General features: G+C 54.5%; 17 protein-coding genes. 10 read left to right on the top strand and 7 right to left on the bottom strand.

Features of this window, described 5'->3' with window-relative positions; translation table 11 throughout:
* The first annotated feature begins 2 nt into the window (after positions 1-2).
* Positions 3-941: a LysR family transcriptional regulator gene (locus tag ASF69_RS03275; protein WP_062585227.1), complete on the top strand. Its 939-nt coding sequence runs from the start codon at positions 3-5 to the stop codon at positions 939-941.
* Here ASF69_RS03275 and ASF69_RS03270 read toward each other — a convergent pair.
* Together ASF69_RS03270 and ASF69_RS03265 are read right to left on the bottom strand one after the other, a co-directional pair.
* Entirely contained in the window at positions 938-2,416 is a 1,479-nt protein-coding gene (locus ASF69_RS03270) for a UdgX family uracil-DNA binding protein (RefSeq protein ID WP_062585225.1), read from the bottom strand. The two genes, ASF69_RS03275 and ASF69_RS03270, sit on opposite strands and share 4 nt — an antisense overlap.
* Complete coding sequence (locus ASF69_RS03265; protein ID WP_062585223.1) at positions 2,416-3,648, bottom strand: putative DNA modification/repair radical SAM protein; 1,233 nt, start codon at positions 3,646-3,648, stop codon at positions 2,416-2,418. The genes ASF69_RS03270 and ASF69_RS03265 overlap by 1 nt, the downstream gene beginning before the upstream one ends.
* Before the next feature lie 218 nt (positions 3,649-3,866).
* Here ASF69_RS03265 and greA point away from each other — a divergent pair, with 218 nt between their 5' ends.
* Both greA and ASF69_RS03255 read left to right on the top strand, forming a co-directional pair.
* Positions 3,867-4,343, top strand: coding sequence for a transcription elongation factor GreA (gene greA / locus ASF69_RS03260; RefSeq protein ID WP_062585221.1), 477 nt, complete (start codon positions 3,867-3,869; stop codon positions 4,341-4,343).
* 96 nt (positions 4,344-4,439) lie between these two features.
* The gene (locus ASF69_RS03255; RefSeq protein ID WP_244475376.1) at positions 4,440-5,435 is read left to right on the top strand and encodes a glycosyltransferase family 4 protein; all 996 of its coding nucleotides are present in this window, start codon (positions 4,440-4,442) and stop codon (positions 5,433-5,435) included.
* On the opposite strand, the gene ASF69_RS03250 is transcribed toward ASF69_RS03255, so the two are convergent.
* From ASF69_RS03250 to ASF69_RS03240, 3 genes are read right to left on the bottom strand one after another with little or no spacing between them, the layout of a single operon-like run.
* Positions 5,419-6,441: a glycosyltransferase gene (locus ASF69_RS03250; protein WP_062585220.1), complete on the bottom strand. Its 1,023-nt coding sequence runs from the start codon at positions 6,439-6,441 to the stop codon at positions 5,419-5,421. The genes ASF69_RS03255 and ASF69_RS03250 overlap by 17 nt on opposite strands.
* Complete coding sequence (locus tag ASF69_RS03245; RefSeq protein ID WP_062585218.1) at positions 6,438-7,469, bottom strand: glycosyltransferase; 1,032 nt, start codon at positions 7,467-7,469, stop codon at positions 6,438-6,440. The genes ASF69_RS03250 and ASF69_RS03245 overlap by 4 nt, the downstream gene beginning before the upstream one ends.
* The gene (locus ASF69_RS03240; protein WP_062585216.1) at positions 7,470-8,288 is read right to left on the bottom strand and encodes a glycosyltransferase family 2 protein; all 819 of its coding nucleotides are present in this window, start codon (positions 8,286-8,288) and stop codon (positions 7,470-7,472) included. It abuts the gene before it with no gap.
* Positions 8,289-8,424: 136 nt separating this feature from the next.
* Here ASF69_RS03240 and ASF69_RS03235 point away from each other — a divergent pair, with 136 nt between their 5' ends.
* From ASF69_RS03235 to ASF69_RS03225, 3 genes are read left to right on the top strand one after another with little or no spacing between them, the layout of a single operon-like run.
* Positions 8,425-9,186: an FkbM family methyltransferase gene (locus tag ASF69_RS03235; protein WP_062585214.1), complete on the top strand. Its 762-nt coding sequence runs from the start codon at positions 8,425-8,427 to the stop codon at positions 9,184-9,186.
* 3 nt (positions 9,187-9,189) lie between these two features.
* Positions 9,190-9,948, top strand: a complete 759-nt coding sequence (locus ASF69_RS03230; protein ID WP_062585212.1) for a glycosyltransferase — start codon at positions 9,190-9,192, stop codon at positions 9,946-9,948.
* A 57-nt stretch (positions 9,949-10,005) separates the two neighbouring features.
* A complete protein-coding gene (locus ASF69_RS03225; protein WP_156461970.1) occupies positions 10,006-11,019 on the top strand; it encodes a glycosyltransferase family 2 protein in 1,014 nt (337 codons plus the stop codon).
* A 10-nt stretch (positions 11,020-11,029) separates the two neighbouring features.
* Here the strand turns inward: ASF69_RS03225 and ASF69_RS03220 are convergent, their stop codons facing one another.
* Positions 11,030-11,497, bottom strand: a complete 468-nt coding sequence (locus ASF69_RS03220) for an Lrp/AsnC family transcriptional regulator (RefSeq protein WP_112962784.1) — start codon at positions 11,495-11,497, stop codon at positions 11,030-11,032.
* A 244-nt stretch (positions 11,498-11,741) separates the two neighbouring features.
* On the opposite strand from ASF69_RS03220, the gene trxB reads away from it, so the two are divergent.
* From trxB to ASF69_RS03200, 4 genes are all read left to right on the top strand, one after another.
* Positions 11,742-12,716, top strand: a complete 975-nt coding sequence (trxB, locus tag ASF69_RS03215) for a thioredoxin-disulfide reductase (protein WP_062585208.1) — start codon at positions 11,742-11,744, stop codon at positions 12,714-12,716.
* 23 nt (positions 12,717-12,739) lie between these two features.
* Positions 12,740-13,636: a LysR family transcriptional regulator VtlR gene (locus ASF69_RS03210; RefSeq protein ID WP_062585207.1), complete on the top strand. Its 897-nt coding sequence runs from the start codon at positions 12,740-12,742 to the stop codon at positions 13,634-13,636.
* Between the two features lie 581 nt (positions 13,637-14,217).
* Positions 14,218-14,508: a metalloregulator ArsR/SmtB family transcription factor gene (locus ASF69_RS03205; RefSeq protein ID WP_062585206.1), complete on the top strand. Its 291-nt coding sequence runs from the start codon at positions 14,218-14,220 to the stop codon at positions 14,506-14,508.
* 47 nt (positions 14,509-14,555) lie between these two features.
* Positions 14,556-15,668: an alkene reductase gene (locus ASF69_RS03200; RefSeq protein WP_062585204.1), complete on the top strand. Its 1,113-nt coding sequence runs from the start codon at positions 14,556-14,558 to the stop codon at positions 15,666-15,668.
* A gap of 59 nt (positions 15,669-15,727) precedes the next feature.
* On the opposite strand, the gene ASF69_RS03195 is transcribed toward ASF69_RS03200, so the two are convergent.
* A complete protein-coding gene (locus ASF69_RS03195) occupies positions 15,728-16,690 on the bottom strand; it encodes an NAD-dependent epimerase/dehydratase family protein (RefSeq protein ID WP_062585202.1) in 963 nt (320 codons plus the stop codon).
* Between the last annotated feature and the right edge of the window lie 66 nt (positions 16,691-16,756).

Here is a 16,756-nt window from a genome sequence, read left to right as displayed (position 1 = left end):
CAATGAAGGCCAATCTGGACGATCTGAATATCTTCGTTGCCGTCGCCCGTGCAGGCGGGTTTCGTGAGGCCGCGCGCATACGCAATGGCAGCGCTTCCGGTTTGAGCGAAGCGGTTCGCAGGCTGGAGAGCGAGCTTGGCGTGCGTCTTCTCAACCGCACCACGCGCAGCGTTTCTCTGACTGAGGCGGGGCAAGGCCTGCTGCACCGCCTGTCACCCGCGTTGAACGAGGTTGAAGCCGCACTTGATGTCGTGAACGGTTTCAGAGACAGTCCAGCAGGCACGCTGCGGATCAACGTTCCCGTTAGTGCGGCCCGTCTTGTCCTTCCTGATATCGTCCCCGGTTTTCTCGAGGCCTATCCGGATATCAGACTTGAGGTCATCACCGAAGAGAGCTTCGTCGACATCCTGGCCGCTGGCTGCGACGCGGGCATACGTTATGACGAGCGTCTCGAACAGGATATGATTGCCATTCCCATCGGTCCTCGCGTGCAACGCATCGCCTTGGCCGCCTCGCCCGGCTATCTGGAAAGACGTGGCCATCCGCAACATCCCCGCGACCTTCTGGATCACGCCTGCATCCGCGGCCGCTTCGCCAGCGGCTTTCTGCCGCCTTGGGAATTTGAGCGGGATGGTGAGCTTGTCGTGATCGAGCCGAATGGCCCTCTGACCGTGAGGATTGGTGGAGCGGTTGATCTTGCTGTCGACGCAGCCATAGCTGGAACCGGCATCGTCTCCCTGTTCGAAGACTGGCTGGGCCCGCATTTTGCACAAGGCAGCCTTGTTCCGGTTCTCGAACCTTGGTGGCAAAGCTTTACCGGACCGTTTCTGTATTATCCCGGCAGACGCCTCGTGCCTGCCCCTCTGCGGGCTTTCATAGATTTCGTAAAGGCCGCCAATGAACGCAGCGCTCGGCTACCACCGTCAGTTCAGACAGATTAGGACATTGCCGACGCAGTGCCCGTCCCATCCATCAGCCTGCGTACCGCCTGCATGTCAGCCCGGAAACGGTCGAACTCTTCAGCTTTGCGTCGTTCCTCTGGAATGCGCAGCAGATATGAGGGATGAACCGTCACGAATAGTGTTCTCCCGCCATCCATCGGCATCGGCTTCCCGCGCAGGTCTGAAACCTTCTCCTTCAAACCCGTCAGGGAAAACACAGCCGTTGCACCCATCGCGACAATCAGCTTCGGCTGGACAAGCTCGATTTCCCGCGTCAGCCACCAGCGGCATCGCTCCACTTCTCCTGCATCCGGACGCTGGTGGATACGCTTCTTGCCCCGTGCCTCATATTTGAAATGCTTGACCGCATTGGTCACATAAAGGTCTTTCCGCGCTATGCCGGTTTCACCCACTACCTGATCGAACACCTTACCCGCCGGGCCAACAAAGGGCCGCCCTGCCAGATCTTCGAAATCGCCCGGCTGCTCTCCCACGATCATCGCTGCCGCGCCCTCTGGGCCCTCTCCAAAGACGGTCTGCGTTGCTTTGCAGTGAAGCGGACACATGGTGCAGGCCTGCGCTTCATGCTTCAAACCCGCCAATGTATCCGCATCCGGCAAGGCAGGCGCTGGCCTGCTTTCCGCTGCGGCCTGAATGCGATGATGGAACAATTGTGGCTCGGTCGCAGCCTTTGCCCCCATCTCCAGAACACGACGTTCTGCATTCAGCACAAGCTCTGGAATGAGGTCGGCCTCGGGAAGGTTCTTCCAGTATTTCTTGGGCATTTCTGTTGTCATGGCCTTAATCTTCAACCGCGCCGGGTTGAAAATATTGGCGTAATAGGTGCGCCAAAGCTCATCGGTCTCATCGGAAAGATCAGGCTGTTGGGCCGGAAGGCGGGACGTCTCAAGTGTTTCGCCGTCCCAGCGGGCCGAGCCCTTTGGCGTGAGAATCATCCAGTCCATGTCGGTAAAGCGTCTTTGAAAAAAAGCTGCCTTCCGCTCGACAATGAAATGGTCCGGCTCAAACCAGGCGATGAACCGGCGGCGACCAGCCTGCTCCGGCTGCAGACCCACCTCCTTGAAACGGACAAAGGCCGTCATCTTGTGGCTATCGCGCCGAACGGATTTTTCCAGTTTCCTCGCTTCGGCCACATCCGCATCCGCCTTGAACTGCAGCAGCGCCTTGTCCTGCTGTAGACGCCAAAGCAGACGATAGAGCAGCGCAAACCGCGCCGGATCGCTGTGGCAGACAATTGTCTGTGCCAGCTCCATAAAAGCAGCAGGGACGCTCAGCTTTTTTGTTGTCGTTGAGACCGGCAACGGATCTTCTTCTGAAAAACCGAAAAGACCGGCATCCTCACCGCGCAGGTGCCACTCAACATTCTGTGGCGCAATATCGGCAGAAAGAAAGGCTCTGGCGGCATCGCGCCACTCGTCAAAATCCCCCCGGCCCTCCAGAGAAATCCTGTGCATCACAGAAGCGATAATTGTTCAGGCTGTGGCGCAAACATATCGCGCAGATTGGGTCGCTCCGTCAGCTTGCCCGGCGTCCAGCCACCAGCAACGACAAAGGCCTTCACCTTCTTCAACGAAACCCCGAAACGGCCAAGATCTTCCAGACGCAATTGCCGAAAACGGCGGGAGGCCAGAATGGATTTGACGGTTTTGGTGCCAAAGCCAGGCACCCTCAGCAGCATCTCCCGGTCTGCCGAGTTGATATCAACAGGAAAACTCTGACGATTAGCCAGCGCCCATGCCAGCTTCGGATCGATATCGAGATCGAGCATCCCGTCCTTTTGGGTGGAAGCAATCTCATTGATATCGAAACCATAGAAGCGATAGAGCCAATCGGCCTGATAGAGTCGATGCTCCCGCATCAAGGGTGGCTTGATAAGCGGCAGGTTTTTCGACGAATCCGGAATGGGGCTGAAAGCCGAGTAATAGACGCGGCGCAAGCCGTAGCTGCCATAAAGACGCGCGCTGGTCTGCAGGATAGTTGTGTCATTGGCGCCATCCGCACCCACGATCATCTGTGTGCTCTGACCGGCTGGCGCAAATTTCCTGACCCGCTTCGTTCTCAAGGTCGGCTCGCCCGCCTCTTCGATTTTCAACCTGATGTCGGCCATGGACTTACGGATGTTTACCGGCTGTTTTTCCGGCGCAAACCGCCCGATCCCGCTATCTGTCGGAAGCTCGATGTTGATCGACAAGCGATCGGCATAAAGCCCGGCTTCTTCGACCAGTTTCGCGGACGCCTCGGGAATGGATTTGAGGTGAATATATCCGCGAAACCCATGGGTCACCCGCAGCTCTCTCGCCACCCGGACCAGTTCTTCCATTGTGTGGTCTGACGAACGGATGATGCCCGAAGACAGGAAAAGCCCTTCGATATAGTTGCGCCTGTAGAATTCCAGCGTCAGCCAGACCACTTCCTCAACCGAGAATCGCGCGCGCTCCACATTGCTGGATGATCTGTTGATGCAGTAGGCGCAGTCATAAATGCAGAAATTGGTCAGCAGTATTTTCAGAAGGGAAATACACCTGCCATCCGGCGCATAGGCGTGGCAAATGCCCGAACCTTCCGTCGAACCCAAACCGCCGCTATTGGACGAATTGCGCTTCGTCGTGCCACTGGAGGCGCAGGACGCATCGTATTTCGCTGCATCGGACAGGACTGCAAGCCGTTCTTTTATGGACTTTTTCATACATGTTCACTAAATGTTCTTTCCGATCATGTCAATATTTGTCTATCATCAAGTTCTGCATGACAGAAAATGCATGGTTTCAAATTTGCTGGCAATTGGCTTGCGACTTCTGATATAGTCTCGCGAATTGTGATTTTGACTGGTTCCGTAGTTTTGCTCCGGAACCTGTTTCTTTTTGTGTCTGCGGTTACCGCGGTAGAATGCGAAGGAAGAAAAAAATGGTAGAAAAAGTACCGATGACCCAGGGCGGATTCGTCAAGCTGCAGGAAGAACTTCGCTGGCGCCAGCAGGAAGAGCGCCCACGCATCATCGAGGCGATCGCGGAAGCTCGCGCCCATGGTGACCTCTCTGAAAATGCAGAATATCACGCCGCCAAGGAAGCGCAGAGCCACAATGAAGGCCGAATCTCAGAGCTCGAAGATTTGACGGCGCGCGCAGAAGTCATCGATCTTTCCAAGATGTCTGGCACCACCGTCAAGTTCGGTGCGACCATCAAGCTTGTGGACGAAGATTCCAACGAGCAGAAAATCTACCAGATCGTGGGCGATCAGGAAGCAGACGTCAAACAGGGCCGCATTTCCATTTCGTCCCCTATTGCACGTGCCCTGATCGGCAAGGAAGTTGGCGACAGCATCGAAGTGAACGCGCCTGGCGGTTCACGCGGCTACGAAATTCTTTCCATCAACTGGGGTTGAGCATCGACCCGCTCCCTGCGAGACAATCAGTTGCCTTACATTGATTTGAGAAACGTCCGTGTGCTCGCGCCAAATTTCAAGCGCAGGCTCTCAGGCGTGACATCAACGATCATTCAGCTCGTGCCGGTGCAAAACCGGCTCGGGCAACAGGTCGCTGTCATTGGGCCGGGTCTGCCCGAAAGCTTGCCACATGTTCGCTTCCGTGACCTGTGGCGGCTGTGGCAAGCGGGCCCGGATGGGCGGCTTCGCGTGTGGCACGCGCGGCGGAATATCGAAATGCTCCCCGGCATTATCCTGCGCGATCTGTTGCAGATGAAGCTCAAGCTTGTCTTCACCTCGGCATCCCAGCGCAAGCATAGCGGCTGGACGAAATTTCTGATTTCAAAAATGGATGCCATCATTTCCACCAGCAACAAAACGGCGTCCTATATGGCTTTGCCGAGCGACGTCATCATGCATGGCATCGATACTGACCGCTTTTCGCCAGCTGCGGATAAAGCCGAAGTCAAGCGCGTGCTGGGGCTGGACCCCGACCAGAAATATGTGGGTTGCTTCGGACGGGTGCGTCGTCAAAAGGGCACGGACCTGTTTGTCGATGCAATGATTTCGCTTCTTCCACAAAATCCCGGCTGGTCGGCCATTGTTGCGGGTCGCGCAACCGGCCCGCATGTGGAATTTGAAAATGGTCTCAAGGACAAGGTCCGGGCTGCCGGCCTTTCCGAGCGTATTCTTTTCGTGGGCGAGCACACCAATATCAACGAATGGTATCGTGCGCTCGATCTCTTCATCGCGCCTCAGCGATGGGAAGGTTTCGGGCTGACGCCGCTGGAAGCCATGGCATCGGCTGTGCCGGTGGTGGCAACGGATGTCGGAGCGTTTCCGGAGCTTCTGGTGGTGGGCCACACAGGCGACATTACGGCGCGCGACAATCTGGCGGCAATGATAGACACTGCCGGACCATGGATCGCAAATGACGAGCAACGCAGCAACGCCCAGTCAGCCGCACGTGACCATGTCGCAGTAAACTTCACGATAGAGGGTGAAGCGGCCAGTCTTGGCCGCGTCTATGACAGGCTCACGGCTTGCGTTTGAACAGTTCCATATAGGCGCTGGCAACGGCTTCCTCGGAAAACTGATCCATCAATGTTTTATATCCGCCCTCTGCGACACGCCGCGACAGCGCCTCATCGTCCAGCAGGCGCCGTATGGACGCCGCAAAACTGTCGGCCTCCCCTATCTCCGCAAGCAATCCGTTTTCCCCATCCTGCATGAACCACATGGGTCCTTCGGACTTTGAGGAAACAACCGGCTTGTTCTGCGCCCAGGCTTCCAGGATTACATTTCCCAGCGGCTCATGGCTGGACGGCATCACAAAAACATCGGCAGCCGAAACGTAAGGCCGGGTATCGTCTTTCCAGCCAATAAAGCGAACACGATCGCGCAAACCAAGCGCAACAACCTGGGCTTCAAGGCTCTCCCGCTCTTCGCCATCGCCCGCCAGCCACAGATGCACACCGAGCAGGCTCGCCACCGCATCAACAAGAGTATGAAACCCCTTCCGCTTCACAAACCGCCCCATGGACATGACCAGCGGCACATCCTGCGGTGTCCCCATCTCTGCTCTGGCAACAGGCGCGATGCGCTGCGTATTCGTGAAATTGGAAATGACCTCGACACCACGCGTCCAACCGAGCGCACGCACATGGTCGCCAATACCGGGTGTGTTGCAGACAAGAATGTCGGTGTTTTTGAAATAATCCAGCTTCGTAGGATAATCACCAAGCCGCGAGATCTTGATGCAGCCTTTGTAGGCGGGCATCAATTCGCTGGCACGCGGAGCCCAGGCCATGATTGCGTCAGGCTCAAGGCCCTTCGCCATTGCGCTGACTTTCAGAGGAAGCAGGATCCTGTCAAAGGACAGATTGCGAAAATTGCTCTCTGTAATGTCCGCCACCGCTTCAATATCTTTACGCCAGACGCGATTTTTACGGATAACGCAGCTCTGCTCGATCCCACGCGCAGCGAAGGCATTGACGAGGTGAACAAAAAAACGTTCCGCACCGCCATCTTTTCCGAAGTGAAAATGGTGAACTTTCAATGACTTTGGACCCCAGATCCAAAAAGTGCCAAGTATGCATCACAGATCGCATCTTCGGAGAACTTCTCAACGAGTGTCTGGCGCCCCCCGTTAACGATTCTTTCCCGCAACGCCGGATCGTTGATAAGTCGCTGGAGAGCGCTGGAGAGGCCATCGACATCATCGATATCAACCAGCAAACCGTTCGCTGCATCGCTCATAAACCAGAGAGGTCCTTGAGAACGGGTCGAGATAACGGGACGATCTTGTGCCCAAGCTTCCAGGACAACGTTTCCAAGAGGCTCGAAACGTGAAGGCATAACGAACATATCACTTGCTGCGAGGAAAGGGCGAACATCCTGTTGCCAGCCAAGAAAATGAACACGGTGAGAAATTCCAAGACCTGCCGCCAGAGCCTGAAGGGACTCGCGCTCTTCGCCTTGGCCAACGAGCCACAGATGCGTATTGCCCGTTTTGGCTATCGCTTTAATGAGAATGTCGAACCCTTTGCGTGCGATAAGCCTCCCCATTGCCATAACGACAACCGCATCAGTAGGGATATCAAAATCACTTCGATTGACCGCATCAGCTTTTGCCACCTGAGTGAAATTTGAGATGATTTCCAGTCGCCCTTTCCAGCCTAACGCTCTTACGTGGGTAGCAATATCTGGCGCGTTGCAAACGAGAACATCAACGTTGCGATAGTAATTGAGATGCGGAGGGTAGTCGCCAAGGCGAGCAACACGCAGAGCCGACGTTTTACATGGGAACAGCCGACAGGCTTTCGGGGTCCATGCGACCAGCGCCTCTGGCTTTTCCCGCTCGATACGGCGACGAATAAGAAATTTAAGAGCAAGGCCATCAAATGAAAAGCGACGGTAATGCGACTCAACAATCTCAGTCGCATTCTCAACGGCTGGTCGCCACAACCTTCCGGGCCGAATAAAGGAAAGTTGAGAGACGCCCCGACGCGCCATCCCATTGGCAAGATTGATAAAGAATCTCTCGGTTCCGCCGTCCTTACCAAAATGGAAATGCATCACTCTCATTCAAACACCCCGAGAGTTGGAGTTATCGAAGTTCTGCCGCCGGAGGAGCGTGAATCTCTGATATATTTTTACCTCAGTCAAAAAGGCATAGACACCACCCGTCGCAGCCTCAATGAAGCCGGGTGTTCCACACCGCCAGAGGCCATTGTGGAAGTAGAGACGCCCAAAATAAACAAGTGGCGAAAACCAAATTTTGTAAAGCTTAGGCCTCGCACCCTCCTCAATTTTTTGGTCTGCCTTAAGGGTCGAATATCTGTTTTCCTTCAGTATTTGCTCATCCATGATTAAAGGTCGATAATGCAACAAGCTGCCCCTTTTGGAGTTTTGTACCTGACCTTTTGCCACAATACCTTCATGGACCTTCTGGGCGAGATCATAGCTGCCCATGCTGTTACGAATAAGGCGTAAGTTTTTACGCTCCCGCACATTTGCAGGCGTGTAGCCATAGCCTATCAGGTAGGGGCGGCGGGCAAATCGCCACCCAACCACGGAAAGTGGAGCGTCAATAAGATCGGGTAAGACGGAACGGAGATCATCGTCGAGTCTCTCGTCAGCATCAATGTTAAAACACCAGGGCTGAGTGCACTGCTCAAGAGCAAATTGTTTCTGACCGGCGTAACCACGCCATGGTTCGTACATGAATTTGATCGGCCACCCTCGGTCAATAAAAGATTGCACCAAAGATGCCGTACCGTCCGTCGATCCTGAGTCAACGATCACGATCTCGGCGAAGCCTGCAAGGCTTTCGATACAGGAACCAATATATGGTTCCTCGTTAAGGCAGATCACGTAAGCGGATATTGGGAATGAGTGCTGCATTGACTTTTTTATCAAGAGGAGAGCCGGAATTGGGCGTGTTAAACCTGCGTAAAACACCGCGACTCAGGAACTGTGCAATTGTTATGGACGGGAAAATAAGGCAAATCAAACCCAGTTCCAGTGATAAAGGACTACCATGTTCAAGCACCTGAAAAAAACTATTGCAAAGAGATTTGCGGACGCTACCGGTAACGACTTAATTCCAAAAGCCAAATATCAGCACCCTCGCAGGCTGCTGCAGACTGCAATCGAACATTACGAAATCGATCTAATCATAGATGTCGGTGCCAACAAAGGTCAATTCGCTGGCGATATGATAAAAACCGGTTTCAAGGGCACAATACTCTCGTTTGAGCCGACGCCGTCGACATTTCAAATTCTGGAGAAAAAGGCTGCAGGCAACCCAAACTGGCAATGCATCAAGATGGGCCTTGGCGACCAACCTGCACAGCTTAGCATACACAGCCATGACGACAGCAGCTTGAATTCGTTCCTCGACACCAACGAACTTGCCCATTCCCGCTACGAAGGTCTTGAACGCGACAAGGAACTGGTCGACGTCGAGCGCCTCGATACAATCATCGAAAAGATGATTGACGAAAAAATACTGCCAAAGGACTTCCGCGCATTTCTTAAAATAGACACGCAGGGCTATGATCTTAAAGTCATTGATGGCGCCAGCCGCATCCTGGATCAAATTTCGATCATTCAGACAGAAGCGAGTGTAAATCCAATTTACGACGGTATGCCAAACTATATTGAATCTGTGGCAAAGCTTGATTCTCTAGGCTTCAAACCTGCTGCATTCGTGACTGTTTCGAGAGACTTCGACTCGCTGCAATTCATCGAATTTGATCTCATAAGCATAAAACCCGCCAAAAAGTCTGTGGTGGAGTAATAGATGAAAGAGATCGAGATTTGCGTCGTTGCCGGGCGCAGGCCGGACTTACTAAAGACAACGCTCGAAAGCTTCCAACGTCGACTATTGTCTCATTTCAGCATTATCGGTGCGTACGTCAATATTGACCCCATCTTTGGCGACGAGATCGACAAAGATCGTACGGTGGAGGTGGTACGGTCATATTTTTCTGAGGCATATGTTAACACACCTGCAACGGCAAATTTCTGCACAGCGGTCAAACACCTGTGGGGCGCAACCAAGTCTGATCTCATATTACATCTTGAAGATGACTGGATCGTCAATATCGATATAACGCCAGATATGATCGAGAACATTTTGAAAAATCCGGACGTGGTCCAGATTTCATTTAACAATATTCATAAAAAATGGGATTTCGGCGACGGTCCATTTCATCAACGTCGGCGCCGAACGAAACTGTTTGGTCTCAAAATCGGTCCTGACCGCATTCTGCCCTACTTTACGACGTCACCTTCTTTTATCAGAGGTTCCTTCGCTCGCGCATCTGCAGGACTGCTAGACGCGAGGTTCGACCCGGAAAAGCAGTTTTATAACGAGACCAACCCAGGCCTTCAGAAGGCTGTAAAAAATTACCGCAACTACATATTGGGCAAAGATCAACCATACCTTGTCACAGACATAGGTCGCGACTGGAGAGATAAGCGGCACATCCAAAAGTGTTTCGTAGATGGCGCCTCTGTGTGGCAGCATGACGAAATGCAATCTGAACCAAAGCCGTGAGCAGCGTTGAAACGCGCTCAAATCAAATAAGATCGAGTCCACTTAGAGTATGAGCAGATGAATACGGAATACCCGTTCGCTAACCATAAAGCGCCGACCATGGACTGGATCTTGTTTTTACGGTGCTATTACGAAAGCTTTCGAGCACAAAAAAAAGCAAAGGCCAAGAAAACACTGGATATGTCTCCAGTGAATGGACGGTCCACGTTAAGTGAAGAAAGTGTTCCACTCGTTTTCGTGACGCATAACGACATGCAGATACTCGGCGAATTCCTGAATTACTACAGGTCTCTGGGGGTCACTCGTTTCATATGCGTCGATGATCAATCTAACGATGGGTCGCGTCAGTATCTTTCCGAACAGACAGATGTCGATTTATGGGTATCGCCGGTCCGCTACAGTGAGGCAGAGCGAGGACGTCGGTGGCGTGAGCAGTTATTTGCCCTGTATGGAACAGACCGATGGTATGTGAATGTCGATTCCGACGAGTTCCTGGTGTACGACAGATGCCACCAGCACCGGTTACCCCAGCTATTCAGAGAGCTTGAACTAAGAGGCGACAAGCGAATGGCTGCACCGATGCTGGATATGTACGGTGACGACTATGTTTCGGAAGCGGGGAATGGCGATGGCCTTTTTTCGCAATCGCCGTTCTTCGACGCAAGCGGATATTCCCTGCGGCACGGCAAAAGGGGGACAAGGCTCTACGGGGGTCCACGTAGAAGAAAGTTCGGCGAGAACAATGAGTTACTGAAGTATCCTGTCATCTACTGGGATAAAAGCTGCTCGTTCGACCAAAGCCCCCATAGCCCTCTTCCCTATCAAAGAAACACGCCCACGAGTTGGGGCGCTTTGCTGCATTTTAAGTTTCCGCCGAACTATAAGGAGAAGATTGCTTACGCAGCAAAACAAGGACAACATTACAACGGGGCCTCTCACTACAAGGCCCTGCAGGCGAAAATTCAGTCCGACGGCGAGTTGGCGCTCTATGACCCCAAGGTTTCCTTGGGGTACGAAGGGCCAGAGCAACTCGTGAAACTCGGTTTCATCACTGCTTTGACGTATGAATAAGCTGGGGGCCTTAAACCCCCACCAGTCCCACCCGCTTGACCTGGCGGATGGTCAGCATGGTGCGCACCGTTTCCACGTGTTCGTCCGCCGTCAGCACTTCGATGACGAAATCCTGGAATTGGGTGAGGTTTTCGGCGACGCAGTGGAGTAGGAAATCACTGTCACCGGAGACCATCCAGGCCTGGCGCACGAGGGGCCAGCGGTCGGTGGCGGCGGCGAAGGCTTTTAGATTGGTTTCGGACTGACGTTTGAGGCCCACCATGCAAAAGGCGACGAGGTCGAAGCCGAGTTTCGGGGCATTGAGCATGGCGTGATAGCCTTCGATGATCCCGGCATCTTCCAGCTTGCGCACCCGGCGCAGGCAGGGAGGCGCGGAAATTCCGACGCGATCGGCAAGATCGACATTGGTCATTCGGCCATCACGCTGCAATTCGCGCAGTATTTTGAGATCGATGGCATCGAGTTCGACGCTGGCCACTATATGCATTCCTTGCTCAAGCTTGAATGCCTCCTTCTACTCTACACCGCGGGATTCGCAATAATAGTCCACGGACGCGACACAAAATTGCGTGTACATCCCCTCTGCCCTGTTGGTAACGCAAGGCTGCCCTTGAATATCGGCATTGGACACTCTTAAATACCGACTATCGAAGGGGTGTATTCCCATTGCGCCGATATGGTGGCCGCAACACCAGACACCCTTGTTTTGAAAGGAACGCTCCATGTCCGCCCGCCATTCCAAGGTTCTCATCATCGGCTCCGGCCCTGCAGGTTATACCGCTGCGATTTACGCGGCACGCGCCATGCTGGAACCCGTTCTCATCGCCGGCATGGAACAGGGCGGCCAGCTGATGATCACGACTGATGTCGAAAACTATCCCGGCTATGCCGACCCTATCCAGGGTCCATGGCTGATGGACCAGATGATGAAGCAGGCGGTCCATGTGGGCGCGGAACTCGTGAACGACCTTGTCACAGAGGTCGAAACCACCCGCCGCCCCTTCACTGTCAAGACCGATTCCGGAGCCGTCTGGACTGCGGATACGCTGATCATTGCCACCGGTGCCAAAGCCAAGTGGCTCGGCATTGAAAGCGAACAGCATTTCCAGGGCTTCGGCGTTTCAGCCTGCGCAACCTGTGACGGCTTCTTCTATCGCAACCGCGATGTCATCGTGGTCGGCGGCGGCAACTCCGCGGTCGAGGAAGCGCTGTATCTCTCCAATATCGCCAAGTCGGTGACGGTGGTGCACCGCCGCGAAAGCTTCCGCTCGGAAAAGATCCTGCAGGAGCGCATTTTCGCCAAGGAGAATGTCAACATCCTCTGGAACAGCGAAATTGCCGAAATTACCGGCACGCCCGCAAAGCCGCCCATGCCACCGTCCGTCACAGGCGCGAAGATACGCAACACCAAGACCGGCGAAATCACCGAAATGCCGATCCACGGCGTCTTCGTGGCCATCGGTCATGCTCCGGCCGTTGAGCTGTTCAAGGATAAGCTGAAGCTCAAGCCGAACGGCTACCTGTGGACGGCGCCCGATTCCACCGCCACGGATGTCGATGGCATCTTTGCAGCGGGCGATGTGACCGATGACACATATCGCCAGGCTATTACCGCTGCGGGCATGGGCTGCATGGCCGCGCTCGAGGCGGAACGTTTTCTCGCAGCGCAAGCGCCGCTTGCCGTTGCTGCTGAATAAGAAAGGCTGAACACCGCATGCCTATGCCATTGGACTGGGACAAACTGCGCATTTTTCATGCGGCCGCCGAAGCAGGATCTTTCACCCACGCAGCTGACAAGCTGCATCTGTCCCAGTCGGCCATCAGCCGTCAGGTCAGCGCGCTGGAGCAGGATGTCGGCGTCAAGCTCTTCCACCGCCACGCGCGCGGCCTGATCCTGACGGAACAGGGCGAATTGCTGTACAGAACAGCGCATGATGTTCTGCTGAAGCTCGAAACCGTCAAGATGCAGCTGACGGAAACGACGGAAAAGCCAAGCGGCAAGCTGCGTGTGACGACAACGGTTGGCCTTGGCCAGGGTTGGCTGACCGACAAGGTGCAGGAATTTCTCCAGCTCTACCCGGAAATGTCGATCCAGCTGATCCTCGACAACGAGGAACTGGATGTGAACATGCGCCACGCCGATTGCGCCATTCGCCTGCGCCAGCCACAGCAGTCTGACCTTATTCAGCGCAAGCTTTTCACCGTGCATATGCATGTCTATGCGGCACCCTCCTACATCAACCGATATGGAGAGCCGCAGTCGATCGAGGATCTGGATACCCACAAGATCATTTCCTTCGGCGAACCAGCACCGAATTATCTTCTGGATGTGAACTGGCTCGAAAATGCCGGCCGCTCATCAGACAATACTCGCCTTGCCCACCTGCAGATTAACAGCCAGACCTCCATCAAGCGCGCCTGCCTGCTTGGCATCGGCATCGCCTGCCTGCCGGATTACATCGTTGGCCGAGACCCCGGCCTCATCCAGCTTTCGCTGCCAGCGGATATCCCTTCATTCGATACCTATTTCTGCTATCCAGATGAGCTGAAGAATGCGGCAAAGCTTAAAGTCTTCCGTGACTTCATCGTGGCGAAAGCGCGCAACTGGAATTTCTGACCGGCGCGCATGGTCCTGTATTTTTATTGATATTAATCAAAAACTTAACGCCCTAATGGCAATGCGATTCTAACGAGATCGATCGTAGATTTGCGAAATAAATATGACACCAAACAACAGCGATGCGCCAGGCGCAGGGCTGGCCTGCACAAAAAAGAGTTGAACGCTGCCCAAATAAGCACCATATCGCACACAGCTGATGCACACGGCGGCTTTTCCTCCCAGTTCCGCCGCGTCAGCTGTTCCCCTCTGGAGGTTATTTGACCTTCACACTTATAAGGGCCCTGGAGCGATCCGGTGGCCCTCTTTTTTTGCCCGTAATATTTTTCCTCGCTACTCCAGGTTAATTTGATTGCGTGCCCTTGTTCTTTTGCATGGCCATTTCCATATTCAGTTCAGTTGTCGCTGGTGCACGGATTGCATCTGACAGCTGTTCCCCTCTGGAGGTTTTTACCTTCAAAACTGTCAGGCCGCGGAGAGATCCAGCGGCCTTTTTTTTCCAACCTCGAAATATTGCACAGCCCCTTGATATCGGTTTTTCCCGATATAAATATCGGTATGGACAGATATACGGAAACGATATGAACCACGAAGATGCACTCAAGGCCATTGCACATCCCGTCCGGCTGAAGTTTCTGGAATGGCTTAAACAGCCAGAACAGCATTTCAACCAGGCCCACCCCTTTACCATGGGGGTCTGCGCCCATCAGTTCGAGATAAGCGGTCTTTCGCAATCGACAGTCTCATCCCACCTCTCAGCCCTCCAGGCTGCGGGACTGGTTCGTTCGCGGAAGGTCGGGCAGTGGAACTTCTATGAGCGCGACGAGGAAAATATCGCGAGATTTCTGACCTATCTGAACCAGAAGCTTTAAGCGCGCATTTCAGCGCTCTCTAACAACCGGAAGAGAAAGCCTATCCCATGACAAAATTGTTTGAGCCTGCACAGGCGGGCGACATTTCACTGGCAAACCGCGTCGTAATGGCCCCCCTCACCCGTAATCGGTCACCGGGCGCCATTCCAAACAACCTGAACGCAGCCTATTACGAGCAGCGTGCGACCGCCGGGCTTATCGTGTCGGAAGGCACACCGGTTTCCCAGCAGGGCCAGGGTTACGCAGACGTACCCGGCCTCTACAAGCAGGAAGCAATTGACGGCTGGAAGGCCGTTACTGAGGGCGTGCACAAGGCAGGTGGCAAGATCGTCGCCCAGATCTGGCACGTTGGCCGCATCTCCCACACATCACTTCAGCCGCACGGCGGCCAGCCGGTTGCGCCCTCTCCTATCAAGGCGAACTCCAAGACCTACATCATCAACGACGACGGCACGGGCGGCTTTGCCGAGACATCCGAGCCCCGGGAACTTGGCTTGAGCGAAATCCCGGTCGTTCTCGAAGACTACCGCACCGGCGCGCGCGCCGCTATCGATGCAGGCTTCGATGGTGTGGAAATTCATGCCGCCAATGGTTACCTCATCGACCAGTTCCTCAAATCCGGCACCAACCAGCGCACGGATGAGTATGGTGGCTCGATCGAGAACCGGGCACGCTTCCTGCTGGACGTTGTCGACACGGTCACCAAGGAAATTGGTGCTGGCCGTACTGGCATTCGTCTTTCCCCGGTCACACCAGCCAACGATATTTTCGAGAGCGATCCACAGCCATTGTTCGAATATGTCGTTCGCGAACTTGGCACCCGCGGCCTGGCCTTCATTCACGTTATTGAAGGTGCAACGGGCGGTCCCCGTGACTTCAAACAGGGCGACAAGCCATTCGACTACGCAGCACTCAAGGCTGCCTATACCAATGCCGGTGGCAAAGGCCTGTGGATTGCAAACAACGGTTACGACCGTGAAAAGGCGATCGAAGCAACAGAAAGCGGCAAGGCGGATGCCATCGCTTTCGGCAAGGCCTTCATTTCCAACCCGGATCTGGTACGCCGCCTCAAGGACAATGCGCCGCTGAACGAACCGAACCAGGCTACCTTCTATGGCGGTGGCGCTGAAGGCTACACAGACTACCCTGCTCTCGCCTAAAATAGACACGCCGCGCACTCGAAAGGGTGCGCGGCGCTTTTTTTAGAGCCCCAAGTTTTCTAGAGGCACTTCATATCCACAAGTGTTGCCCGCACCGCATCATCAATAGGTGTGCGCGGCTCCGCCCCTAGAAAAGCAACCAGTTTCTCATTGCTCATCCTCACCGGCGTGGTCCAGAGATAACGCATCTCCAACACTTCCCGAAACAACCGTACAAACGGCGAAGCGAGCCTGAAAAGCCACCACGGCATGCGTTTGACGGGAATATCCCGACCTGCGACGCGCTGGATTGCCCGCGCCATCTCCTGCCCATCCCGGTCCCAGAATCCTTCCATGTGGTAGACAGCAAATGTCTCCAGTTCTGCTTTCCGGTCCAGCAATTGTCCGATTGTTTCCGCCATATCCGGCAGATAGGTCCACTGATGACCAACACCCGCGACACCGGGATTGGAGACGCTGGTGACCGTCCTGCCAGGCTTGACCAACTGGTGGAACCAGTTGTTTTGCGCGCCGGGACCGAAAAAATCCCCCGCTCGGACGATCAGCACCGGTACACCACGCTCAGACGCCCGGCGGAGACGAGCCTCCATCTCGACACGGATGGCGCCCTTGGAGGTTACAGGCCGCTGTGGGCTCTGCTCCGTGAGATCGGGAAAGCTGTCCGGTCCGAAATTATAGACAGTCCCGGGCAAAAGAATACGTGCACCCGTCGCCTCCGCAGCGCGGATCGTGTTGTCCAGCATGGGCAGCACCAGCGTTTCCCAGTTTATGTAACCGGGTGGATTGACCGCATGGACGATCAGCGCCGCGCCCTCAGCGGCTTTCATCACATCGCCTTCATTCAAGGCATCGCCCTCGATCCACTCCATTAATGAATTAGTCGATGCAGGCGGGGTGCCACGGACCAACGCACGAACACGCCAGCCTCTTTGCAAAACTGTGGTTACGACATGGCTGCCTATCCCACCTCTGGCGCCTAGAACGAGGGCGAGAGGCGATGTCTTTTCTGAAACGTTCAGCACGGTGAAACTCCATAATCCAGTGTGGTTGGACTATGGACCTCGCCCATGCTATACAAAATTAGAGAA

It is taken from the genome of Rhizobium sp. Leaf311, assembly GCF_001423445.1.
In the GTDB taxonomy this organism is placed as follows: Bacteria; Pseudomonadota; Alphaproteobacteria; order Rhizobiales; family Rhizobiaceae; genus Agrobacterium.
Note: the sequence above shows the minus strand (reverse complement) of the source record. Positions and strands in the feature narration are given on the sequence as shown.

Bases quoted from the DNA above. Each gene is read 5' to 3' on its own strand.
- ASF69_RS03275 (WP_062585227.1), top strand. From the start codon at position 3: ATGAAGGCCAATCTGGACGATCTGAATATCTTCGTTGCCGTCGCCCGT.
- ASF69_RS03270 (WP_062585225.1), bottom strand. From the start codon at position 2,416: ATGCACAGGATTTCTCTGGAGGGCCGGGGGGATTTTGACGAGTGGCGC.
- ASF69_RS03265 (WP_062585223.1), bottom strand. From the start codon at position 3,648: ATGAAAAAGTCCATAAAAGAACGGCTTGCAGTCCTGTCCGATGCAGCG.
- greA (WP_062585221.1), top strand. From the start codon at position 3,867: ATGGTAGAAAAAGTACCGATGACCCAGGGCGGATTCGTCAAGCTGCAG.
- ASF69_RS03245 (WP_062585218.1), bottom strand. From the start codon at position 7,469: ATGAGAGTGATGCATTTCCATTTTGGTAAGGACGGCGGAACCGAGAGA.
- ASF69_RS03240 (WP_062585216.1), bottom strand. From the start codon at position 8,288: ATGCAGCACTCATTCCCAATATCCGCTTACGTGATCTGCCTTAACGAG.
- ASF69_RS03235 (WP_062585214.1), top strand. From the start codon at position 8,425: ATGTTCAAGCACCTGAAAAAAACTATTGCAAAGAGATTTGCGGACGCT.
- ASF69_RS03230 (WP_062585212.1), top strand. From the start codon at position 9,190: ATGAAAGAGATCGAGATTTGCGTCGTTGCCGGGCGCAGGCCGGACTTA.
- ASF69_RS03225 (WP_156461970.1), top strand. From the start codon at position 10,006: ATGAATACGGAATACCCGTTCGCTAACCATAAAGCGCCGACCATGGAC.
- trxB (WP_062585208.1), top strand. From the start codon at position 11,742: ATGTCCGCCCGCCATTCCAAGGTTCTCATCATCGGCTCCGGCCCTGCA.
- ASF69_RS03210 (WP_062585207.1), top strand. From the start codon at position 12,740: ATGCCATTGGACTGGGACAAACTGCGCATTTTTCATGCGGCCGCCGAA.
- ASF69_RS03205 (WP_062585206.1), top strand. From the start codon at position 14,218: ATGAACCACGAAGATGCACTCAAGGCCATTGCACATCCCGTCCGGCTG.
- ASF69_RS03200 (WP_062585204.1), top strand. From the start codon at position 14,556: ATGACAAAATTGTTTGAGCCTGCACAGGCGGGCGACATTTCACTGGCA.